The organism is Haloferax sp. Atlit-4N (assembly GCF_003383025.1).
In the GTDB taxonomy this organism is placed as follows: domain Archaea; phylum Halobacteriota; class Halobacteria; order Halobacteriales; family Haloferacaceae; genus Haloferax; species Haloferax gibbonsii.
Window position 1 is genome coordinate 68,449 of record NZ_PSYY01000002.1, and the last position, 19,954, is coordinate 88,402.

Sequence of the window (19,954 nt, forward strand, 5' to 3'; positions counted from 1 at the left end):
GGCCGCGTTACGACACGTCCTCGATGGCATCCAGCAGCATCGTCGCGCCGAGGTCGATTTCGCGGTCCGTCACGTCGAGCGGCGGGAGGATTCGAAGCACCTTGTAGCCGCACGAGAGGGTGAGGAGGCCGCGCTTGAGGGCGGCTTCCTGCACGGCGTCGCGGCGTTCTTTGGTGTCGAACTCGACGGCGAGCAGCAGGCCCTTGCCGCGCACGTCGACGACGGTGTCGGGCGCGTCGTCGCGCAGCCGCTCGATGAACTGTCGGCCGCGGGCGACGGCGTTGTCGAGCAGGTCGTACTCCTCGATTGCTTCGAGGGTGAACACGCCCTGCATCGCGGAGACGATGTCGCCCGCGCCCCACGTCGAGGAGAGCCGCGAGGTCTCGTCGGGGAATATCTCGTCGTTCGAGATGGTCGCGCCGACGCGGAGGCCCTTCGCGCCGGTGATGATGTCGGGCTCGATGGGGTAGTGGTCGGAGCCCCACAGCTCGCCGGTTCGGCCGACGCCGGTCTGAATCTCGTCGGCGATGAGCGTCAGGTCGTAGTCGTCGACGACGGCGGCGAGCTCTTCTGCGAAGGCGTCCGACGGGAAGCGGTAGCCGCCCTCGCCCTGAATCGGTTCGACGATGACGTAGGAGGCCTCGTCGGCGTCGATGTGGCCCTTCTTCGGGTGGAGCTTCTGCCGGAGCTTGGAGACGGCGGAGTCGCCGTCGGGGAAGAAGCCGCAGGAACACGTCTCGGGCGAGCAGGTCCGGTCGTCGCAGAACGGCACGTCGAGGACGCCCGAAATCTCGGGGAACTTGCGCCGGTAGACGGACTTCGAGCGGTTGAGCGAGAGCGCGCCGAGGGTGCGGCCGTGGAACGCGCCCTCGAAGGTGACGCCGTACTTCGCGCCGTCGGCGTGGTCGTAGGCGATTTTGATGGCGTTCTCGACCGCCTCGGCCCCGGAGTTCGACAGGAACACCGTGTCCATCCCGTAGTGGCTCGTGAGGTCGGTCAGTTTGTCCATGAGCGCCGCGGGGCCGGGAAGCCGCTCCTCGCCGGGCGCGGAGCCGTCGCTGACGTAGAAGTCCTGGCCGGCGATTTTCGTCGGGTCGACGAGGTCGAACTCGGCCATGCGGTCCATGACCTTCGGGTTGTTGTAGCCGAGCGGGGCGGCCGCGACGTGGCTCGTGAAGTCGAGGAGGACGTTGCCGTCGACGTCGGTGCAGAAGGGCCCCTCGGACTCCGCCGTGATGTCCCAGACGAAGTCGTAGACGTACGTGCTCGGCGCGGCGTGCTCGTGGTGGTACTCGACCCACTGGCGCGCTTTCTCGCCGGGCATCGAATCGACGCGTGGCACCGCCGTCTCTCGGTCCATGCGGCTCGGTACGGAGACACGTGTGTTAAGATATTCGTTATTAATGGTGCAATATCGGCCGGGGCGCGGTCCAGTCGGTCGGTTTCGCCGCGCGAGAGGACGCCTTCGACGGCCGAACGTGACGGTGTGGCGTCGTGACCTGTCGCTCCCGCGATAGGCTTTTGACGCCTCCGCGTCCGTGTTGGGTATGGCTCTCCCCGACATCCAGCGTTCCCGCGCGATGTGGTGGTCGCTCGCGTTGGTCCTCGCGGGCGCGCTCGCCTACGTCGTCTACTCTTTTATCGGGACGTTCGTCTTCGGTCTCTTCATCTACTACGCCACGCGACCCATCTACCGGCGGATTCGGAGGCGGGTGAAGCCCCCAAGCCTCGCGGCGGCTGTGGCGCTTTTCGCCCTCGCGCTCCCCGCGCTCGGACTCGTCGTCTACGCCGCGACCATCGCCCTCCGCGAGTTCCTGAAATACGCCGACCAACTCTCCTCCGACGAGGTGCCCATCGACCTCGAAGCCTACGGCATCGACCCCACGCTGCTGGAGGGAATCGCCAGCCCGCAGGCGCTGTTGGAGTACGACTTCCGGTCAGTGTTGACTCCCGAAGCGATCAGCTCGGTGTTCGATTCGCTGAGCGTCGCCGCCAACACCTTCGCGTTCCTCGGTATCGGCGCGATTCACCTGTTCGTCATGATCGCGTTCGCGTTCTATCTCCTCCGCGACGGCCACCGACTCCGCCGGTGGGGCCAGTCGATGTTCGCCGACGACCACGGTATCCTCGAAGCCTACATGCGCGGCGTGGACCGCGATTTCAACAACATCTTCTTCGGCAACATCCTGAACGCCATCCTCACGGGCACCATCGGGGTCATCGCGTACTCGCTTTTGAACGTTATCGCGCCCATGGGCGTCAACATCCCCGCACCGGCGCTTATCGGCCTGCTCGCCGGCGTCGCGAGCCTCATTCCCGTCGTCGGGATGAAGCTCGTCTACGTCCCCGTCGCTGCCTACATGGCTCTCGAAGCGACGATTGCCAACCCGCCCGGGTTCTGGTTCGTCCTGCTTTTCGCCGCCGTCTCGTTCGTCATCGTGGACACGATTCCCGACCTCGTGCTCCGGCCGTACGTCTCCGGACGGAGCCTCCACGTCGGGGCCGTGATGCTCGCCTACACGTTCGGCCCGCTCCTGTTCGGCTGGTACGGCATCTTCCTCATGCCGATGATACTCGTGCTGTTCGTGAACTTCGTCCGGCTCGTTCTACCGGAGCTCCTGGCGGGAAAGCCGATTCGGCCGTACATGGTCGACCCCGGACATCTGGTCGACGGCCCGCCGGTCGAGGAGTTGACGGCCGACGAGGCGGACGACGAACCGCGAGAAACAGCCGCGACCGACCGGCCGGAAGTGAGCGAATCGGACGAGCTAGAGACGTTTACCGACCGAGACGAGAAATCGAGTCGTGACTCACGGTCGCCGTCCGACGCCGGCGTGGACGGGTAGTCCGAGTCGCCCGCTCACGCTTCGAAGTCTTCGGGGACGTACTCCGCTTCCCACTCGTCGCGGGCCTTTATCTCGCGGCGACCGCGGCGGGTGAGCGTGTAGTAGTTGGTCCGGCGGTCGCGCTGGCCCTTGTCGACCAGCCCCTTCTCGACGAGCGTGTCGAGGTTGGGGTAGAGCCGCCCGTGGTGAATCTCCTTTTCGTAGTAGGCTTCGAGTTCTTCTTTGATGGCGAGTCCGTGCGGCTCTTCGAGACCCGCGATGACGTACAGCAGGTCTCGCTGGAATCCTGTCAGGTCGTACATCGGTAAATTCGACTCGTATGTTACTGTCTAATTCAGATAAGCATATCGGCCTCGACCGACGATTCTCCCTCGAAAACCCGCTAGTCTCCGAGATACTCCGTCAGCAATCATGTAGTCCAAATTACTAATCTCCCGAAGTTGCCGTTTCGATGTCCGGATATGTCCACAACTGGACGGCTCGGGCGCAGTAAGCGAGTAGATTGTTAAGTGTTATCAATGAACAATCACACGACTATCCAAAACGGAAATCCGAGGCGAGATGGCGGCGTCACCGCTCTCGGAGCGACTGGCGGCGGGTCGAACACGTAGCTCGTGTGATGAGACCGAGTTGACGACTCGGATGGCCACCGAGAACGGCTGGGGCCGGCGCCGGGACCGGAAGCCGGAGCCGGAGCTCGGATGTGACTCGAACGCGGCACGAATGGAACAGTCGCTCTCGGGTCGTAGCTTCGCGCAGAAGGAAAGCAAGCCGTGCCGGAAATCTCCGGCACGGCATGCCGCCCTGAATTGGTCCCCGCTGACGCTTCGGCCCTCCAAAGCGAAGCGTCACTATCGGCTACTGTTCGGTTTCACTTAAAGATAACGACGCGTGCCAAACATTGACAATTCGGCTAACTGTCCGTCTGAGTGGCACGCACGCGCCGAATTCCGGAAACGATGCGGTTCCGCTCTACTCGAAGATTTATGTTATGAAACTCACATGTGTTCCTCTTCCAGGACCCAGCCGAGCGCCCGCTTATAATGGGTCATGAGCTTTCTGACCCCCTCGTGTCGCATCTCGTCGGAGTCGAGTTCGTCCTTCAGGAACTCGTACTGCTCTCGGACCTCGGATTCGCTTCGCATATGCCGACGGTGGGCCGCCGGACGTATGTAGCCCGGCGGTCATCTCGGCTGGCGACCGCTCGCGGCCGCGTCGACTCGCCTCGCCCTGATGCCCTCGCGTCGGGTCGCCGTGCTTTTGCGCCGCCGGGTCGAATCCAGTCGCATGGAGATACGCGGCGAGCGCGAGTGCAAGGAGTGCGACCACCGGTGGTCGTACTACGAGACGGGAAGCGTATCGTGCCCGCAGTGCGGGAGCCTCCGGAGCGTCGGCGTCGGCGACAGGGAACGCCACACCGCCATGCAGGTCGACCTCGACCTCTCGGCGCACCGGTCGGCCGTCGGCGACGGGTCGATTCGCGACGCCGCCCCGGCGTTGAAGTCCGACCTCCGCGACTACATCCGGCAGACGGGCTACATCCGCGGGGGCGAACTGCTCCCCCTCGACGACACCCCGCTGGCGGCTCACGAACTGCTCCACGCGGTCGACGTGGTCGCCCGGTCGAACCGCCCCACGGACGACGAACAGTTCTACGTCATCACCCTGCTCCGCCGCGCCGACGAGGGAGAGCGCCCCGACCCCGACGCCGTGCCCGACTCGATGGCCGACGCCCGCGGCCTCGCCTACGCCGAGGCCATCGACGCCTACTGCCGCGACCTCTCGACGTGGCTCGACGACAACCCGAACCCCGAGGTCAGGACGACGCTCGAAACCCTCTCGAACCATCGCAAGCGCGTCGAAGCGCTCGACGGGGCCGTCTCGCTTTCGGAGTCCGAGGCGCTCGTCGCGGCCGCCCGCGAGATACACACCGCGCTCGTCGACGACGACCTCGACGCGCTCGCGTCGGCCCGCGACACGCTCGCGGCGCTGTTCTGACGCTCCCGAACGTTTTTCCTCCACGACGACCCTTCGCCGACGATGACTGCCGGATTCGACATCCACGACGTGCGCCACCGGGTGAAACTGCTCCGCGACGACGGCGACACGATGCTCGTCGAGAACCGCGATGGCGTGGCCTGTCCGGCCTGCGGCGACGACTTCTCGCAACTGCTCATCTCCGACCGAAACGCGCACAGTTTCGACGTGGACGCCGACACCCGGTTCTGCGTTCGGCGGGACGACGACCGACTGCTCGTGGCGACCCACGAGTGAGAAAAAATCGCGGTCGAACGGGCGTCAGCGTCCGAGCAGAAACCGAATCAGCCCGCGGTCCAGTGTGTCCTCGGGGAGCGTCTCGAACCACGCCACGTCAGCGATGGCCTCGTCTTCGAGGCCGGGGTCGTCGGTGAGGTCGCCCGCGACGGTCGCCTCGTAAATCGCGAATCGAAAGCTCGCGGCGTCCCCACCGTGGTGGAACGACTGCTCCGTGACGACTCGGAGCGCGCCCGCGTCGGCGTCGAGGCCGGTCTCCTCGGCGACCTCGCGGACCAGCGCCTCGCGCCTCGTCTCGCCGGCTTCGACCCCGCCGCCGGGGAGGACCCACTGGCCGTCCTGCCGGACGAGAAGCACCGCGCCGTCACGCTCGCGCTCGCAGAGCGCGCCGACGCCCCATTCGAGGCCGCCTTCGATACGCTCGACGGCGCTGGCGAACGCCTCGGCGTCGAGGTCGTGGCGGTTCCGACGCCGGATGACGCCGTCCACGTCGTACGTCCACTCGCCGTCGATGTCGGCGTCTGACGGGGGACTCACGTCCCGAACTCAGGGAAGGTCCACGTCGACGTCCTCGGCCTCGGCGGCGGCCTTCACGGTGTTCCAGAGGAGCATCGCGCGGGTCATCGGGCCGACCCCGCCGGGGACGGGCGTGATGGCGCTGGCCTTCTCCTTCGCGGAGTCGAACTCCACGTCGCCGACGAGTTCGTAGCCCTTCTCGTTGTCCGCATCGACGCGGTTGACGCCCACGTCGATGACGACGACGCCCTCCGAGAGCATGTCGCCGGTGACGAGTTCGGGGACGCCCGCGGCGGCGACGACGATGTCGGCCTCGCGGGTCTTCGCGGCGAGGTCGTCCGTGCGCGAGTGGCAGACCGTGACCGTGGCGTTGCCGCCCTCGGCCTTCTGGATGAGCAGGTTCGCCATCGGCTTGCCGACGATGTCCGAGCGGCCGACGACGACCACGTCGGCGCCCTCGGTCTCCACGTCGGCGGCGGCGAGGAGCTTCTGGACGCCGTGGGGCGTACAGGGCTTGAAGCGGGCGTCGCCGGCGACGAGGCGGCCCACGTTCTCGGGGTGGAAGCCGTCGACGTCCTTGGCGGGGTCGATGCGGCGGAGGACCGTCCGGTCGTCGACGTGGTCGGGGACGGGCATCTGGACGAGGATGCCGTGGACCTCGTCGTCGTCGTTGAGGTCGTCGACGAGCGAGTACAGCTCGTCGGCGGGCGTCTCGGGGTCGAGTTCGTAGTCGAACGCCTCGATGCCGACCTCCTCGCAGTCGCGCTGTTTCATCGAGACGTACGTCTCGCTCGCGGGGTCGTCGCTCATCAGCACGGTCGCGAGCCCCGGCTTCACGCCGGCCTCGTCGAGCGCGTCGATGGCGTCGGACAGCCCGTCGCGAATCTCCTCGGCGACGGCGTTGCCGTCGATGATGGTCGTCATTGTCTCAGACAGCGCGCCCCGCCCATTTCAAAGATTCGGATTCGTGCGTATTCTCGGTCGTGATGGAGTCAAAATATGCACGAATGTGGGCACAAACGGTCACCCGAAAAGTAAGTTTACGGCGGCCACCGCGACGCCCGCGAGCGCCATCCGCAGGCCGGCGACGTACCACCGCTGGTCCGATATCGACCCCATGTACGCGCCGAACGAAAAGAGGATGCCCGTCCCGAGGCCGACCGAGGCGAGCGTCGCCCACGTCATCGACAGCAGCGTGCCGACCGCGAGGAACGGTAGCAGCGGGACGACGATGCCGACCAAGGGCCCGAGTCCGCTCGCGGCCGCGTTGATTCCCCGCGCGGCGACCTTGTCGCGTTCGACCGCGGTCCCGCCGAGGTCGGTCAGCATGGCGTCTTCGATGCGGCCCAACTCGGCTCGCTTCTCGGCGCGCTCTATCTCCCAGACGCTCCAGACGCCGGAGGTCGTCAGGCCCACCGCCGCGCCGACGCCGATTTTCACGACCGTCAGCCCCTCCGTGACGCCGGTGAGGTACGCGCCGATGACGAGCCCGATGCAGGTCAGCGCCCCGTCGAAGCCGTTCGAGACGAAGTACCGGCGGGAGATGGCGCGGACGCGGTCGTCGCGCAGGAGCGAAGCGAGGCGAGCCGACATCACGACGACGACGGGTCCTGCGGCTGGTCCCGGTACTCGACCAGCGTCTCGCCCGCAACGACCTCGTCGACGGAGTGGACCGTCCCCCCGAGGTCGCGAATCCGTCGTTCCACCTCGTCGTCGTCGACGGCCTCTCCCTCCACGACGAGTCTGAGGTTCTGGACCTCGCGGTCGGTTTCGAGGAGCGTCGCGTTCACGCCGGCCACGCCGGCCGCGTCGGCGACCTCGCGGGCGAACTCGACCGTCGACGGCGAGTGCGGTTTCAACACGTCGAGAACGAGCCGACGAATCGGAGCCATGTCGAGTGGCGATACGGCGGCGCGGCTAATAGTGTTACTCGACAGAGGGGTTTGAAAACCGGGCGAGCGGAACCGCGATAGTTCCGTCTGGACCCTTACTCGTACAGCGGGTTCGCGTCGCAGAGTTCCTGCACGCGCTCAGAGACGTCCGCGAGCACGTCGTCGTCCTCGGGGGCGTCGACGACCTTCACGATGAGTTCGCCGACTTCGCGAATCTCCTCCTCGCCGAAGCCGCGGGTGGTGAGCGCGGGCGTGCCGGCGCGGATGCCGCTGGGGTTGAACGCCGAGCGCGTCTCGCCGGGGACGGTGTTCGCGTTCAGCACGATACCCGTCGATTCGAGGGCCTCCTCGGCGGTGCCGCCGGTGAGGTCGGGATGCGAGTCGCGGAGGTCGACGAGCACGAGGTGCGTGTCGGTGCCGCCGGAGACGACGCTGAGACCGTGGTCCTGGAACGTCTCCGCGAGGACCTTCGCGTTGTCGACGACCTGCTGGGCGTACTCCTCGAAGGCGGGTTCGAGCGCCTCTTTGAAGCCGACCGCCTTGCCGGCGATGTTGTGCATGAGGGGGCCGCCCTGACCGCCGGGGAAGACGGCGCTGTCGATGTCGGAGGCGTACTCCTCGTCGCACATGATGATGCCGCCGCGACCGGCGCGGATGGTCTTGTGGGTCGAGCCGGTGACGAAGTCGGCGACACCGACCGGCGAGGGGTGGACGCCGGCGGCGACGAGGCCCGTGATGTGGGCGATGTCGGCGAGGTGGAGCGCGTCCACGTCGTCTGCGACCTCCTGAATCGTCTCCCACTCGACGGCGCGCGGGTACGCTGAGTAGCCGGAGACGATGATGTCCGGCTCGAATTCCGCGGCCTTCTCGGCGAGCTGGTCGTAGTCGATGTAGCCGCTTTCGGCGTCGACCTCGTACTGTTCGACGTCGTAGAGCTTGCCCGTGAAGTTCGCGGGGTGACCGTGGCTCAGGTGGCCGCCGTGGGTCAAGTCCAGCGAGAGAATCTTGTCGCCGGGTTCGAGCATGGCGAGGTAGACGCCCATGTTGGCCTGCGTGCCGGAGTGCGGCTGCACGTTGACGTGCTCTGCGCCCCACAGTTCCTTCGCGCGCTCGACGGCGAGGTTCTCCACGTCGTCGGCGTACTCACAGCCAGCGTAGTAGCGCTTGCCGGGATAGCCCTCGGCGTACTTGTTCGTCAGCGCGCTCCCCTGCGCTTCGAGGACCGCTTCGCTGACGTGGTTCTCCGAGGCGATCATCGCGAGCGTGTCGCGCTGGCGTTCGACCTCGCCGTCGAGGGCGTCTGCCACGGCGGGGTCGACGTCGCGGACGTGGCTGTAGTCCATACGTAGTATCCGGTCCAATTACGGCATAAATGTGTCCCATTTGGCTACGCCTGCCGGTGTTGTGTTGCACGCCCGTGTATATTCTGTGGTGTGCTACCGTGAACAGATACACGAACGCGCGATACCGACCGTCTCCGACGTGTTCCCGAGCCGAACTGACTGCCGAGGCCGACCGCCGCAGGCGACAACTCCCGGACGCACGGGGTTCTCGGTTCGCCATCGATTTTCCCGCTCGCCGATAGGGGTAAAATTTCTGAAACGAAATGCTCAATTCGCGCGATACAGCGTTGGTACAACTCGATTTCGAATACGTTCTGCCGGTCGTCTTGCGTTAATATTAAATATATTACTGGCGATATTCAAGCTATGGCTATTCGTTCTAATCTACTCGCTGAGGGGGTAGGAGACATCATCAAGTCCGTCCTTTCCTCGTCGGAAGACGAGGTGTTGGTCGCGAACCCGACCGCCGAGGTCATCGAAGGGCTCGTCGCCGTGGCGACCGACATCGACGGCGACCTGCCGGAGATCCGTCTCGTCGCCGACGAGGGCGTCCTGAAGGACGTGCTCGACGACTTCATCGTCGCCTCCAACGCCGCGAACCTCGTCGCCGATGGCGCGCTCTCGATGCGGACCGCCGACGACGAAGTCGAGAACACGCTGTTCGTCACGCCGAACTCGGTCGTCGCGCTCGTCGCCGCCGGTGACAAGGTCGCCGGCCTCGTCACCGACGACGAGGCGTTCGTCGAAACGGCGTTCGAGGCCCATCAGGCCCACTGGGAAGCCGCGCCCGAATTCAAGCTCCGGACCCCGCCGCTCTCGCGCGTCCGCGAGACCCTCGGCGAGGACATCGGCGAAGAGACGCTCGCCGACTTCGACGCCGTGCTCGCTTCGCTGTCGTCGGCTCGCGGCGACGGCGACGGCCTCGACGAGGTGACTATCTCGCTTCTCGTCGCCGCCCGCAACGAAGTTCTCCTCTACGACATCTCGAAGTGGGGCGAGGACGTGGGCATCGCCAGCAAGGCGACGTTCTCCCGGACGAAGACGAAGCTCGAAGAACTCGGCCTCATCGACACCGAGAAAGTACCCATCGACGTCGGTCGCCCGCGGCTCCGCCTGAAGCTCGGCGCGGACGAGCTCGTCGCCGCCGCCGCCGACGAACTGGCCGACGAGGCCCAGAAACTGCTCGACGCGTAGCCGACCGCGACCCCCTCGCTTTTTCCCGCCGCCGCCCCTCGTCGCGCGCATGAACATCGGACTCGTCGGGAGCGGTCCCGCCGCCGAGTCGATTCGCGCGGCGTGCGCCGACATCGACGCGACGGTCTCGGAGACGACCCCCGACTCGCTCGGTTCGTTCGACCTCGGCTTCGTCGTCGCCGCGGCCGGCAGCGACGCCTTCGACGCGGCCGACGAAGCCGCTTCGAGATGGCTCGCCGTCGAAATCGGCGGTGTCGGCGGCCACCCCGTGGACGACCTTGACGCGGCCGTCTCGGCGTTCGACCCCGGCAGCGCCGACTTCGCGGACCTCCGGGCGCGCGTCGCGTCCACCACGGAGTCGGAGGGACGCCCCGGCGGTGACCGCGCGGCCGTCCGACTCGCCGGCGCGGTGGCCGGGCGGCGCGGTATCGCGCTCCTCTCGGGCGACGACGTGGCCGGGACCGTCGTCGAAGTCCCCGGTCCCGAGCGGTCGTTCCTCCCCGCGCCGTCGCCGATGGAGCGGGACCGAACCCTCGACCGCGACTTCCGCGCCGTGGAGTTAGACGACGCGCTCGCGCGGGCCGAATCGGCCGTGGACGACCGCGTCGGCATCGTCACGCAGGTCGGCGAGCGCGAGTCGTTCCCGCTGCCGTACTACGTCGCGCAGACGGCGGACACGACGGTCTACGCCGACGCTCGGGCGGCCGAACTCGCCGGCGGCGCGGCCGCCGGCTGGGACGAGGCCTACATGAAGGCGCTCGGCGAGGCGCTCGAACGCTACTCGGCGGGCGTCTACCGCTCCAGCGAGTTCGCCGTCGCGCCCGCGGCGTCTCGGCCGGCCGCGGTGCCGCCGAGTCGCTTCGTCAGACCCGACTCCTTTCGCGACCCCGACCCCGAGGAGCCGATTCAGTGGGTCGAAGGCGAGGACCTCGCGACCGGCTCGACCGTCTCGCTCCCGGCGGAGTTCGTCCACTACCCGCCGCCGTCCGAGCGACACAAGCCGTCGATTACGACCGGGCTCGGCCTCGGCAACTCCGGGACCGAGGCGATTCTCTCGGGGCTCTACGAGGTCGTCGAGCGCGACGCGACGATGCTCGCGTGGTACTCGACGTTCGACCCGCTCGGACTGGACGTGACCGACGAGACGTTCGAGACGCTGGCGGCCCGCGCCCGCTCGGAGTCCCTAGAAGTGACCGCGCTCCTCGTGACGCAGGACGTGGACGTGCCGGTCGTGGCGGTGGCCGTCCACCGCGACGGCGAGTGGCCGAAGTTCGCGATGGGCTCCGGCGCGGACCTCGATGCGAACCGCGCCGCTCGCTCCGCGCTGGCCGAGGCGCTCCAGAACTGGACCGAACTGCGCGGCATGGGACCGGAGCAGGCCGCGACGCAGGGCGGCGCGATTGCGACCTACGCCGACTTCCCGAAGCCGGCTCGGACGTTCGTCTCGCCGGACGCGACTATCCCAGCGGACTCGGTCGGCCCCGACGAGGTCCCCGAAGGCGCGGCCGAACTCGACGCGGTCGTCTCGGCGGTCACGGACGCCGACCTCGACGCGTACGCGGCGCGGACCACCCCGCGCGACGTGGAACGACTCGGCTTCGAGGCGGTCCGCGTGGTCGTTCCGGCCGCACAGCCGCTTTTCATCGGCGAGCCGTACTTCGCCGACCGCGCCGAGTCGGTGCCGCGAGACCTCGGCTTCGAGCCGCGACTGGACCGCGAGTTCCACCCGTTCCCGTAGCTGGCGGGTCCCGGGGGTCGCGGGCGTCAGAGCTGACAGCCGGCACGGGCGGCCGCGTGGCAGGCGGGGGCCTTCGTATCCGCGCGCCGGTGTGCCGGACACCCGCAGGCCGCCGCGCGGCGTGAGTCACAGAATAGCGGCGTTGGCCGCGGCTCGGTACTTGAAGCTTCGCCGGAGGAGAAAACGAGGGGTCGGAACGCGGGAGACTGCGGGGCGGTTAGACGCCGAACGTCGCGCGGAGCATGTCGCGGCTCCCCGGTCCGAGGCCGACCGCGAGGACGGCGATGAGGAGCAAAATCGCGTAGCGCGGGCTGTCCTCGAATATCTGCTCGTCGAACACCCAGACGACGGCGGTCGCGGCCACGAGCTTGACGAGCAGGAACGGCCACGCGTCGCCCGTGACGGCCAGCACCGACTCGGGGAGCGTGGAGGCCGTGAAGTCGACAACCGCTTGATTCACCGGGTGCTTCGGGACGAGGTTGTTGCCCGCGCCGAGCGCGACCATCCAGTCGAGGCCGATGACGTTCGCCACGCCGTCGATGGCGTGGCCCCAGATGACGACGAGGCCGATGTATCCCGTTCCCTCGTTGACCTCGGGGGCGAAGCGCTCGACGAGCCACCACGTCGCCGCGGTGACGAGCGTCGCGCCGACGAGGATGACGACGAGCACCTGCGGGTAGAACGTCGCGCCCTGCGCGCCGGTGAGGCCGGCCCACAGGAGGTAACCGACCGCCACCGCGAGCACCGCGAGGCCGGCCCCGAACAGCGGTTTCACGTAGTCGTCGACGAGCCCCCGCCGTTCGGCGAAGACGCTCGCGACGACGGCGACGAGCGTGATTGCGAAGACGGTCACGTAGATAACCGGGCTGATGACGAGCGTGTTCAGCGGGTAGCTGATGAGCGCGTCGGCGACGCCGGGCGAGTCGTTAGCGTCCTCGACAACGCGGAACGCGCCGCCGAACAGCATGAACGGGAAGAGCGCGTAGAAGAACCGGGGGCTCTCGCCGATGTCGAGGCGGCGGAGGAGGAACACGACGCCCGAGAGCGCGATGACGAGCGTGACCATGTAGCCGACCTCGGAGACGAGGGTGTAGCCGGGGTACGCGACGGGTTCGGCCGCGGCGGCGCAGGCCGACGCCGTGTCGAGGTACTGCGTGGCGCCGTTCGCCCGAATCGCACAGACGGCCGAGTTCGCGTCGGCTTGGACGGGGCCCCAGAAGTAGTGCCAGATGAAGCCGTCGTAGACGACGCGAGGGAACGCGAGCGACCCGCCGACGAGGGCGACGAGGATGGCCGCGACGCCGAGCCCCCAGAGGCGCTCGGGGTCGAGACCCATTCGCTCTGCTACCGTTGCCATAGGCGATACCCCGACGGCGGGCCTGTTGAGGGTTCCGGTCTCTCGCATCCGTCGCGCACGCCTCGGCGCGGCGAGTCCGCGTCGTGGCGAGTCCGCGTCGCAGCGAGGTGGCGCTCCGCGGCGGGCGTGGTTCAGTCCTCGTCGTCGGGGTCGCGAATCGGAAGCACCGGGTCGTCGTACTCGGTCCCGAGGATGACCATCGTCTGGGACCGCGAGAACCCGTCGAGCTCGGCGATGTGGTCGAACATGAGCTCGCGCAGGGCGTCTGTGTCCTCGGCGTACACTCGGAGCATCACGTCCCACTCGCCGGTGGTGAGGTCGATTTCCTGGACGCCCTCGATGTCGCGAAGCTGTTGGAGCGCCTCCTTCTCGCGACCCTGCTTGACCCGGAAGCCGACCAGCGCGGAGGTGCCCAGGCCGACCTGCCGCGGGTCGACGTGGGCGTGGTAGCCCTCGATGACGCCGGCGTCTTCCATCCGACCGACCCGGTCGTGAACCGTCGCGCTCGACATGTCGATTCTGCGGGCGATTTCGCTGAACGGGGTCCGCGCGTCTTCCATCAGAATCCGGAGAATCGCCCGGTCCGTCGCGTCGAGGTCCATGCTATCCTTTCTGATGGGGGGTGACTTCGCACTTGCGGATGGGAAGCACGCTCGCGCCCGCGGCGAGCGCGTCCGGTTCCGGGTTTCGTCCGTCTACCGCTCGTCGATTTCGCGGGCCGCCTCCAGCACGACGTCGTGGACGCGCCCGTTCGAGGCGACGAGTCCCGCCGAATCGTGTCGCCACTCGTTGCCGTCGAGGTCCGTGACCGTCCCCCCGGCCATCCGGATGAGGTGTGCGCCGGCGACCGAGTCCCACGGGTTCGCCCGCTTGTTCGTGATGACGCCGTCGAGCGACCCGTCGGCGACGTACGAGAGCACGACCTGCATGCTCCCGTAGCGACGGAGGTCGCCGAAGCGCGTCACGATGGCGCGGGCCGCCGCGGCGTACTCGTCGCGGACGTCGTAATCCCACCAGAACGTCGGACAGACCGTACACGTCTCGGGGTCGTCGCGCTGGCTCACCGAAATCTCCTCGCCGTTGCGGTAGGCCGCCTCGCCGTCGGCCGCGTAGCAGTCGTCGAGGGCGGGCAGGTAGTTGGCCGCCGCGACGGGGTCGCCGTCGCGGACGGCGGCGACCGAGGTCGCCCAGACCGGCACGTTGCGCACGAAGTTGTTCGTCCCGTCGATGGGGTCGACGACCCACGCCGGTCCCGACTCGGGAACCGACTTGAGTTCGTCGTCCTCCTCGCCGACGATTGGGTCCTCGGGAAACGCCCCGCGGATTCGCTCGACGACGCGGCGCTGGGCGTCCTTGTCGGCCTGCGTGACCACGTCCGTCTTTCCGTCTTTCGTCTCGACGGAGATGCCGGTTCTGAAGGCGCGCCGCGCGACTGCGCCGCCGTCGCGGGCCGCGCGCTGTGCCCGGTCCGCCCGGGCGTCGAGTTCGTTCATGGGCGTGACAGGACGGGGAGGCGCCTATATCCACCGACCCGACGCCGACGCGGCCCGGTGGCTTATGTCGATGGACGGTTTACCTCGTGTCGTGTCAGACGCTATCGACCTCCCGGCGCGGGTCCGCGAGTCGCTCGCGGCGTCCTTCGACGACGCCAGAGCGGCGGTCAGAGCCGGCGACGCCGAAACCGCGCTGGAACACGTCGAGACGGCGTCCCGCGTGCTCGGCCACAAGGTTCCGCCGAGCCCGCTCAAGGAGAAACTCCGGCACGGCGTCGCGGCCGTCGAGCGCACCGCGGCCGACGAACCGCTCGTCGCCTCGGAGTACCTCCGGCTCATGAGTCAGTTGGTCCGGCCGTAGCGTCGCCGCCATGGCGACCCGAGCCCGACGCGTCGCGGAGTGCGTCGTCCCGCCAGACGGCCGGCTCGCTCGGGGGTCGGAAAACGGGAAAAGCCAGAATCCGCAATTAGAACCCGGACGGAAGACGTTTTCCGCAGCCCTCACGACCGTTTCGGCTTGCGCCGAGTTCCCGAACTCCGATTTCTCGTGGTCCGGTACTTGGTCTTCCCGCCGCTCGCTCGCAGAGCGGTTTACGGGGCTGTTTCGGTTCCTCTTCGGCACTTTGACCTCGTCTTCCTGTTACGAAAGACTCGGTGTTCGTGTCGATTCCATTCCTCCGCGTCTTGCGATGCGTACCGTCGTCGACGCCTTTCACGTCGTCCGACAGATTCGGTTTGGTCGTCCGGTGCGTCCTTGCGCTTCCGGCAACACTACAGTAGGCCCGGGAATATAATGAATGTTTCTGATAGATTCTGGACTGTCCGGAGAAGCTGATAGTTCGGTCGACGGAACAGTGGTCACGCTCGTCGCCGAACGTCGTCCTCGGTCGGCCCCCTTCCGGCGCTTTTCACCGGAAACCCGGTCTGTTCATGATGAATCGTTCGGAATGTGGGCGGCGGCGCTGTGGTGGCGACGTAACCGGGAGACGACGGAGACAGAAGAGAACGCGTCCGCGGTCGAGCGACCGGGTTTATACCGGGGTTGCGGGCCGCCTCGGCGTCCCGCTTTTCTCCCGCGGGGTGAGATGCACTCGCCGCTCGGCACGTCGTTTCTCGCGATAAGTGCGAGGGGAGGGATTTGAACCCACGGACCCCTACGGGAGCGGATCTTGAGTCCGCCGCTTTTTCCTGACTTAGCTACCCTCGCGCGTACTCAAGTACGACAGGGGGACCGCTAAAACGTTGCGAAACGTCAGACGAGACCGCCGAACTGCTCGACGACGAGGAGGCCGCCGACGGCGATGCCGACGACGCCGGCCGCGGCGCGGAGGACCCGCGTTCCGCCGACCGCCATCGAGCGGCCCCAGAGGTACGAGACGGTCGCCATCGTGGCGATGGTCAGGAGGCTGAACGCCGCGAGGAACGCGACGGCCTGCCCCACCGCGGGCGCGGTCGAGACCATCGCGATGACGAGCGCGCCGCTGCCGGCGAAGCCGTGGAGGACGCCGACCCCGAACGACTCGTCGTGGACGTGCGTGTGTTTCGTCCCGAACGCGACGTTCCCGAGCGAGAGGTGTCGGTGGACGCCGCTGTCGTGGTCGTGGTCGCGGAGCGTCGGCACGGGGACGCCGGCGGCCCGGAGAAGCATCCGCGCCCCGAGGAGGACGAGAATCGCACCGACGACGACTTCGAAGAAGTGCGTCACCGACTCGGGCAGGCGGACGCCGAGCGCGACGAAGGTGAGACCGACGACGGCAATCGGAATCGAGTGCCCGACGCCCCACGAGGCGCCGACGATGCTCGGTCGGTCGTCGTCTTCGACCATCGTCGCGACGGCGGCGAGGTGGTCGGCTTCCAGCGCGTGCCGGACCCCGATAACCCCACCGGCCACGAGTGCTGATGCGAGTGCCATACGCTCGAAAGGACGAATCGCGGTAAATAGGTCAGGGGTCCCGGCGGGTACTCCGACCCGGTCGGAGCCTACTCCGGCCGCCACTCGCAGGACGCGCCGGTCGTCAGCCCCGCCGCGTCGATGTGCGACGAGAGGCACGCGTAGTTGCAGAACGCGCCCGCCGGCACGCGCTCGCCGGCTTCGAGTTCCGCCACGAAGACGGGGTCGTGACGCCGAACGTCGCTTCCGCAGTAGGTGCACTCGATTGCGTCCGTCACGTCCGACCGTTGTCGCGCTCGCACGAAAAAGTTGAGCGCCCGGTGTCGCCACCGATGGAGTTACCGGCTTCCCGGTCGCCCTGACTCACATGGACGAACACACCCGCGACCCGAGCGTCGCCCCGCCGCTCGGCAACCCGACGGGGTGGAACGACGAACTGCGGCTGTGGGAGCACGCGACGCTCCGCCGGGCGGTCGAACACGGCGTCCGCCTGTTCAACTCGGGTGATTTCCACGAGAGCCACGACTGCTTCGAAGACGAGTGGTACAACTACGGCGCGGGGACCGCGGAAAGCGCCTTCCTCCACGGGATGGTGCAGGTCGCCGCCGGCGCGTACAAGCACTTCGACTTCGAGAACGACGCGGGGATGCGGTCGCTGTTCGAGACGGCGCTTGAGTACATCCGCGGCGTTCCGAGCGACTTCTACGGCGTCGGCGTGGACGACGTGCGCGAGACCCTCCGGGCGGCGCTGGACGACCCGACGGCGCTCCACGGCTGGCAAATCGAACTCGACGGCCACCGGGCGACCGCCTACCCCGCCGACTACGAGTACGTCGAGGGACTCGACCACTAACCGCGTCGGGCCGCGGTCTTCGCCCGCCACGAACCGTCCCCGCCGACTAACACGTCCGCGAAAGCGGCGCGAACCGGGAGAATCTAAAGGTCCATTAGCGTCCAGTTCTAGGAACCGGCAATGCGAATCTACGAACTCGGTGACGGCACGCCCGAAGTGTCTGTCGTCGGGTCGATCCACGGCGACGAACCGTGCGGCGCTCGCGCCATCGAGCGGTTCGTCGCGGAGGACCCCGACGTCGAGCGTCCGGTGAAGCTCATCGTCGCCAACGAGGAGGCGCTGGCGGCGGACGAGCGCTACCTCGACGAGGACCTCAACCGGGCGTTTCCGGGCGACCCAAACGCCGAGAGCCACGAGCGACGCCTCGCCCACGACCTCGGCCGCGAGGTCCGCGGCACCACCGCGTTCTCGCTTCACTCCACCCAGTCGTACGCCGAACCGTTCGCCATCGTGGACACGGTCGACGCCATCTCCCGGTCGATTCTCCCCCGGCTCCCGGTCGACGTGGCCGTCGAGACGAACCACTTCGCGGAGGGCCGACTCATCGAGCACGCCCACACCATCGAGGTCGAAGCCGGCCTCCAGAAGTCCGACGAGGCGGCCGACAACGCCTACTGGCTCATCCGGGCGTTCCTCACCGCGACCAACGTTCTCCCCGCCCCCGCGGTTGCGAGCGACGGGAGCGGCGAGCTCGACGAGGAGTCCGAGTCGCAGACCGAAGACGACCGCCTGAAACTCGCGATTCCGGAGGAGAACAGCATCGACGTGTTCCGCCTGCTCGAACGGCTTCCCAAGCCGCCGGCGGACCAGTACGAGGTCCACGCGACCAACTTCGAACCCGTCGCCGCCGGCGAGACGTTCGCCCGCGCCGACGCCGAGCAGTTCGTCGCAGACCGCGACTTCTACCCCATTCTCCTCTCCGCGTACGGCTACGCGGACATCTTCGGCTACGCCGGCGACAAAGTCGGCACGCTCCCGTAGTCGGCAGACCGTCTCGTCTCTCCGCGCTACGCGTCGTCCTCGCCGAGGATTCGAGCGGCCGCCTCGGCGACCGATTCGACCGCCGCCGGGTCGTCGCCGGGACCGTCGTCGCCGACGTGGTACGCCTCCCACCCGGCGTCTCGCGCCCCGACCACGTCCTCGTCGTAGGTGTCGCCGACGTAGACGTAGTCGTCCGCGGGGAGCGCGGTCTCCGCGGCCTCGAAGATTCCCGAATCGGGCTTCCGAGAGGCGACCGCGGGGTCGTTCGAGACGACGACGGCGTCGACGACGCCCGCGAGGTCGTGGCGTTCGAGCTTCGCCCGCTGGACCGCCGGCGCGCCGTTCGTGAGAATCCCCGTCGGTCGGCGGTCGGCGACGCGGACGAGCGCCTCGCGGGCCGACGCGGGGACCGTCGTGGCGGCGAGTTCGGCCTCCGCGTAGCGCGCCACGAGCGCCTCCGGGTCGTCGCCGATGTCGAACTCGTCGGTGATCGCCTCGAAGCCGACCGCGTAGGGGTCCACGGCGAGGTCCTCGAACGCGTCGAAGAAGACGGAGAGATACCGGTCGTAGGCACCGTCCGGAGCGTCCGGCACCGCGCGGTCGAAGATGGTCTCGAAGTCGGCGGTGTAGCGGAGGAGCGTCAGGTCGAGGTCGAAGAAGACGGCGGTCGTCATATCAGGGCCAGCGGCCGGGAACCACAAAAACCCCTACTCGTCGGCGGGCTCGAACTCGACGAGCGTCAGGTTTCGGTCGAGGTGGCAGTGGTCGTGCGGCGGGTCGCCGAGCACGTCGCTGATGCGGTACTCCTGGTCGAACTCGGCACCCTCGGGGACGCAGTACTCGTGGCTGGGGCACTCGGTGTGCGGACACGGGCCCTGCAGGCTGGCCTTGCTCCCGGCGTACGCCCCCTTCGAGGGGACGTTCGCCGTGACCGGTGCCGGTTCGACCTCGACGGCGCGGACGCCCTCGTCGTGGACGGCGCAGTCGAGGACCTGCGTGTTCTCGCGCACGCCGAGGACCCGGTAGCGGACGCCCTCGGTGAGGTTGAGGCACTGCTGGCGGTATGGACACCCCTCGCAGGCGCTCGATTCACCGTGGTAGACGAACTCGGTGCCGGGGTCGGTCAGGCGGGCACCGACAAGCGTGACGGAGGTCATAGCGGTGGTTCTCCTGCGAGGTGGTTAAGGCTCCCGCCCGGTCAGCTCGTCGAGCTTCTCGAAGTAGTCCTCCCGGGGGACTTGGTAGGCGCTCCGGTAGTCTATCTCGCCGTCCGAAAAGCGCCCGGCGATGTCGGTCGCGCCCTCGACGGCCGCCTCGCGGGAGTCGAACTCCTCGACGACGACCTCGATTTCCGGTTCGAGATAGAGCACCGCGTGCCACGTCTCGGTGCGTATCTGCGTCGCGCCCGGGCGGTTCGCCCGCGACCCGTTCCACACGAAGACGGTCGGCATGCACTCGGCGGGAAAGGCGCTCTCGTTGAACACGTCGGGGCGGAACGCGAGGATGCGCCGACCCTCGTGTTCGTCGTTCCAGAGGGTCCACCCGTCGGGGAGGTCGGTCATGGGTGCGCTAGTCC

24 protein-coding genes and 1 tRNA gene are annotated in these 19,954 nt (G+C 67.7%); 8 read left to right on the forward strand and 17 right to left on the reverse strand.

From position 1 onward, the window contains the following. Window positions 1–7: 7 nt before the first annotated feature. Window positions 8–1,360 (reverse strand): aspartate aminotransferase family protein, encoded by a 1,353-nt coding sequence (locus C5C07_RS09460; RefSeq protein ID WP_115804984.1) that lies wholly within the window; start codon window positions 1,358–1,360, stop codon window positions 8–10. Between the two features lie 220 nt (window positions 1,361–1,580). Between C5C07_RS09460 and C5C07_RS09465 the strand changes: the two genes are divergently transcribed. After that, window positions 1,581–2,846 carry an AI-2E family transporter gene (locus C5C07_RS09465; RefSeq protein WP_115805455.1) on the forward strand — a complete coding sequence of 422 codons (1,266 nt, stop codon included), beginning with the start codon at window positions 1,581–1,583 and terminating at the stop codon, window positions 2,844–2,846. A gap of 14 nt (window positions 2,847–2,860) precedes the next feature. Here C5C07_RS09465 and C5C07_RS09470 read toward each other — a convergent pair whose 3' ends face one another. Both C5C07_RS09470 and C5C07_RS21675 read right to left on the reverse strand, forming a co-directional pair. After that, window positions 2,861–3,148, reverse strand: coding sequence for a PadR family transcriptional regulator (locus tag C5C07_RS09470; protein WP_004044685.1), 288 nt, complete (start codon window positions 3,146–3,148; stop codon window positions 2,861–2,863). 696 nt (window positions 3,149–3,844) lie between these two features. After that, window positions 3,845–3,991, reverse strand: coding sequence for a hypothetical protein (locus C5C07_RS21675; RefSeq protein WP_004974390.1), 147 nt, complete (start codon window positions 3,989–3,991; stop codon window positions 3,845–3,847). Between the two features lie 142 nt (window positions 3,992–4,133). Here C5C07_RS21675 and C5C07_RS09475 point away from each other — a divergent pair, with 142 nt between their 5' ends. Then, window positions 4,134–4,844, forward strand: a complete 711-nt coding sequence (locus C5C07_RS09475; RefSeq protein ID WP_050459805.1) for a hypothetical protein — start codon at window positions 4,134–4,136, stop codon at window positions 4,842–4,844. A gap of 42 nt (window positions 4,845–4,886) precedes the next feature. Beyond that, window positions 4,887–5,120 carry a hypothetical protein gene (locus tag C5C07_RS09480; protein ID WP_004974397.1) on the forward strand — a complete coding sequence of 78 codons (234 nt, stop codon included), beginning with the start codon at window positions 4,887–4,889 and terminating at the stop codon, window positions 5,118–5,120. A 24-nt stretch (window positions 5,121–5,144) separates the two neighbouring features. On the opposite strand, the gene C5C07_RS09485 is transcribed toward C5C07_RS09480, so the two are convergent. From C5C07_RS09485 to glyA, 5 genes are all read right to left on the reverse strand, one after another. Further along, on the reverse strand, window positions 5,145–5,657 hold the full coding sequence (locus tag C5C07_RS09485; protein ID WP_004974399.1) for an NUDIX hydrolase: 513 nt from the start codon (window positions 5,655–5,657) through the stop codon (window positions 5,145–5,147). A 9-nt stretch (window positions 5,658–5,666) separates the two neighbouring features. After that, entirely contained in the window at window positions 5,667–6,560 is an 894-nt protein-coding gene (gene folD / locus C5C07_RS09490) for a bifunctional methylenetetrahydrofolate dehydrogenase/methenyltetrahydrofolate cyclohydrolase FolD (RefSeq protein WP_004974400.1), read from the reverse strand. Between the two features lie 99 nt (window positions 6,561–6,659). Then, complete coding sequence (locus C5C07_RS09495) at window positions 6,660–7,229, reverse strand: VIT1/CCC1 transporter family protein (protein ID WP_004974402.1); 570 nt, start codon at window positions 7,227–7,229, stop codon at window positions 6,660–6,662. Then, window positions 7,229–7,528 (reverse strand): DUF211 domain-containing protein, encoded by a 300-nt coding sequence (locus C5C07_RS09500; protein ID WP_004974404.1) that lies wholly within the window; start codon window positions 7,526–7,528, stop codon window positions 7,229–7,231. Before C5C07_RS09500 ends, C5C07_RS09495 begins: the two co-directional genes overlap by 1 nt. 95 nt (window positions 7,529–7,623) lie before the next feature. Then, on the reverse strand, window positions 7,624–8,871 hold the full coding sequence (gene glyA / locus C5C07_RS09505) for a serine hydroxymethyltransferase (protein WP_004974406.1): 1,248 nt from the start codon (window positions 8,869–8,871) through the stop codon (window positions 7,624–7,626). Window positions 8,872–9,237: 366 nt separating this feature from the next. Between glyA and tbsP the strand changes: the two genes are divergently transcribed. Beyond that, window positions 9,238–10,065: a transcriptional regulator TbsP gene (gene tbsP, locus C5C07_RS09510; protein ID WP_049905040.1), complete on the forward strand. Its 828-nt coding sequence runs from the start codon at window positions 9,238–9,240 to the stop codon at window positions 10,063–10,065. A gap of 49 nt (window positions 10,066–10,114) precedes the next feature. Beyond that, on the forward strand, window positions 10,115–11,803 hold the full coding sequence (locus C5C07_RS09515; RefSeq protein WP_004974409.1) for a YcaO-like family protein: 1,689 nt from the start codon (window positions 10,115–10,117) through the stop codon (window positions 11,801–11,803). A 217-nt stretch (window positions 11,804–12,020) separates the two neighbouring features. Here the strand turns inward: C5C07_RS09515 and C5C07_RS09520 are convergent, their stop codons facing one another. The 3 genes from C5C07_RS09520 to C5C07_RS09530 all read right to left on the reverse strand — a co-directional run bounded on the left by C5C07_RS09520 (window position 12,021) and on the right by C5C07_RS09530 (window position 14,653). Then, the gene (locus C5C07_RS09520; protein WP_004974411.1) at window positions 12,021–13,139 is read right to left on the reverse strand and encodes a DUF63 family protein; all 1,119 of its coding nucleotides are present in this window, start codon (window positions 13,137–13,139) and stop codon (window positions 12,021–12,023) included. A gap of 152 nt (window positions 13,140–13,291) precedes the next feature. Further along, window positions 13,292–13,762 (reverse strand): Lrp/AsnC family transcriptional regulator, encoded by a 471-nt coding sequence (locus C5C07_RS09525; RefSeq protein ID WP_004974414.1) that lies wholly within the window; start codon window positions 13,760–13,762, stop codon window positions 13,292–13,294. A 93-nt stretch (window positions 13,763–13,855) separates the two neighbouring features. Next, window positions 13,856–14,653: an inositol monophosphatase gene (locus C5C07_RS09530; protein WP_115804985.1), complete on the reverse strand. Its 798-nt coding sequence runs from the start codon at window positions 14,651–14,653 to the stop codon at window positions 13,856–13,858. A gap of 91 nt (window positions 14,654–14,744) precedes the next feature. On the opposite strand from C5C07_RS09530, the gene C5C07_RS09535 reads away from it, so the two are divergent. Then, complete coding sequence (locus C5C07_RS09535) at window positions 14,745–15,014, forward strand: hypothetical protein (RefSeq protein ID WP_050459798.1); 270 nt, start codon at window positions 14,745–14,747, stop codon at window positions 15,012–15,014. A gap of 762 nt (window positions 15,015–15,776) precedes the next feature. Here C5C07_RS09535 and C5C07_RS09540 read toward each other — a convergent pair. The 3 genes from C5C07_RS09540 to C5C07_RS09550 all read right to left on the reverse strand — a co-directional run bounded on the left by C5C07_RS09540 (window position 15,777) and on the right by C5C07_RS09550 (window position 16,822). Further along, window positions 15,777–15,860, reverse strand: a tRNA-Leu gene (locus tag C5C07_RS09540). Between the two features lie 45 nt (window positions 15,861–15,905). After that, window positions 15,906–16,565, reverse strand: coding sequence for a sulfite exporter TauE/SafE family protein (locus C5C07_RS09545; protein WP_115804986.1), 660 nt, complete (start codon window positions 16,563–16,565; stop codon window positions 15,906–15,908). 68 nt (window positions 16,566–16,633) lie between these two features. Continuing rightward, a complete protein-coding gene (locus tag C5C07_RS09550; RefSeq protein WP_049905042.1) occupies window positions 16,634–16,822 on the reverse strand; it encodes a hypothetical protein in 189 nt (62 codons plus the stop codon). A gap of 89 nt (window positions 16,823–16,911) precedes the next feature. Here C5C07_RS09550 and C5C07_RS09555 point away from each other — a divergent pair, with 89 nt between their 5' ends. Next, the gene (locus C5C07_RS09555) at window positions 16,912–17,397 is read left to right on the forward strand and encodes a DUF309 domain-containing protein (protein WP_115804987.1); all 486 of its coding nucleotides are present in this window, start codon (window positions 16,912–16,914) and stop codon (window positions 17,395–17,397) included. A 120-nt stretch (window positions 17,398–17,517) separates the two neighbouring features. Then, window positions 17,518–18,378, forward strand: a complete 861-nt coding sequence (locus C5C07_RS09560; RefSeq protein WP_004974426.1) for a succinylglutamate desuccinylase/aspartoacylase family protein — start codon at window positions 17,518–17,520, stop codon at window positions 18,376–18,378. Between the two features lie 26 nt (window positions 18,379–18,404). Here C5C07_RS09560 and C5C07_RS09565 read toward each other — a convergent pair whose 3' ends face one another. From C5C07_RS09565 to C5C07_RS09575, 3 genes are read right to left on the reverse strand one after another with little or no spacing between them, the layout of a single operon-like run. Next, entirely contained in the window at window positions 18,405–19,052 is a 648-nt protein-coding gene (locus tag C5C07_RS09565) for an HAD family hydrolase (RefSeq protein ID WP_115804988.1), read from the reverse strand. A 33-nt stretch (window positions 19,053–19,085) separates the two neighbouring features. Then, on the reverse strand, window positions 19,086–19,535 hold the full coding sequence (locus C5C07_RS09570) for a UPF0179 family protein (protein WP_004974429.1): 450 nt from the start codon (window positions 19,533–19,535) through the stop codon (window positions 19,086–19,088). A 24-nt stretch (window positions 19,536–19,559) separates the two neighbouring features. Beyond that, window positions 19,560–19,940 (reverse strand): DUF5820 family protein, encoded by a 381-nt coding sequence (locus C5C07_RS09575; RefSeq protein WP_004974432.1) that lies wholly within the window; start codon window positions 19,938–19,940, stop codon window positions 19,560–19,562. Window positions 19,941–19,954: the final 14 nt, after the last annotated feature.

What these genes read in the sequence shown, in the direction of transcription:
- C5C07_RS09460 (WP_115804984.1), bottom strand. Translation starts at nt 1,360, where the DNA reads ATGGACCGAGAGACGGCGGTGCCACGCGTCGATTCGATGCCCGGCGAG.
- C5C07_RS09465 (WP_115805455.1), top strand. Translation starts at nt 1,581, where the DNA reads ATGTGGTGGTCGCTCGCGTTGGTCCTCGCGGGCGCGCTCGCCTACGTC.
- C5C07_RS09470 (WP_004044685.1), bottom strand. Translation starts at nt 3,148, where the DNA reads ATGTACGACCTGACAGGATTCCAGCGAGACCTGCTGTACGTCATCGCG.
- C5C07_RS21675 (WP_004974390.1), bottom strand. Translation starts at nt 3,991, where the DNA reads ATGCGAAGCGAATCCGAGGTCCGAGAGCAGTACGAGTTCCTGAAGGAC.
- C5C07_RS09475 (WP_050459805.1), top strand. Translation starts at nt 4,134, where the DNA reads ATGGAGATACGCGGCGAGCGCGAGTGCAAGGAGTGCGACCACCGGTGG.
- C5C07_RS09480 (WP_004974397.1), top strand. Translation starts at nt 4,887, where the DNA reads ATGACTGCCGGATTCGACATCCACGACGTGCGCCACCGGGTGAAACTG.
- folD (WP_004974400.1), bottom strand. Translation starts at nt 6,560, where the DNA reads ATGACGACCATCATCGACGGCAACGCCGTCGCCGAGGAGATTCGCGAC.
- C5C07_RS09495 (WP_004974402.1), bottom strand. Translation starts at nt 7,229, where the DNA reads ATGTCGGCTCGCCTCGCTTCGCTCCTGCGCGACGACCGCGTCCGCGCC.
- C5C07_RS09500 (WP_004974404.1), bottom strand. Translation starts at nt 7,528, where the DNA reads ATGGCTCCGATTCGTCGGCTCGTTCTCGACGTGTTGAAACCGCACTCG.
- glyA (WP_004974406.1), bottom strand. Translation starts at nt 8,871, where the DNA reads ATGGACTACAGCCACGTCCGCGACGTCGACCCCGCCGTGGCAGACGCC.
- tbsP (WP_049905040.1), top strand. Translation starts at nt 9,238, where the DNA reads ATGGCTATTCGTTCTAATCTACTCGCTGAGGGGGTAGGAGACATCATC.
- C5C07_RS09515 (WP_004974409.1), top strand. Translation starts at nt 10,115, where the DNA reads ATGAACATCGGACTCGTCGGGAGCGGTCCCGCCGCCGAGTCGATTCGC.
- C5C07_RS09520 (WP_004974411.1), bottom strand. Translation starts at nt 13,139, where the DNA reads ATGGGTCTCGACCCCGAGCGCCTCTGGGGGCTCGGCGTCGCGGCCATC.
- C5C07_RS09525 (WP_004974414.1), bottom strand. Translation starts at nt 13,762, where the DNA reads ATGGACCTCGACGCGACGGACCGGGCGATTCTCCGGATTCTGATGGAA.
- C5C07_RS09530 (WP_115804985.1), bottom strand. Translation starts at nt 14,653, where the DNA reads ATGAACGAACTCGACGCCCGGGCGGACCGGGCACAGCGCGCGGCCCGC.
- C5C07_RS09545 (WP_115804986.1), bottom strand. Translation starts at nt 16,565, where the DNA reads ATGGCACTCGCATCAGCACTCGTGGCCGGTGGGGTTATCGGGGTCCGG.
- C5C07_RS09555 (WP_115804987.1), top strand. Translation starts at nt 16,912, where the DNA reads ATGGACGAACACACCCGCGACCCGAGCGTCGCCCCGCCGCTCGGCAAC.
- C5C07_RS09560 (WP_004974426.1), top strand. Translation starts at nt 17,518, where the DNA reads ATGCGAATCTACGAACTCGGTGACGGCACGCCCGAAGTGTCTGTCGTC.
- C5C07_RS09565 (WP_115804988.1), bottom strand. Translation starts at nt 19,052, where the DNA reads ATGACGACCGCCGTCTTCTTCGACCTCGACCTGACGCTCCTCCGCTAC.
- C5C07_RS09570 (WP_004974429.1), bottom strand. Translation starts at nt 19,535, where the DNA reads ATGACCTCCGTCACGCTTGTCGGTGCCCGCCTGACCGACCCCGGCACC.
- C5C07_RS09575 (WP_004974432.1), bottom strand. Translation starts at nt 19,940, where the DNA reads ATGACCGACCTCCCCGACGGGTGGACCCTCTGGAACGACGAACACGAG.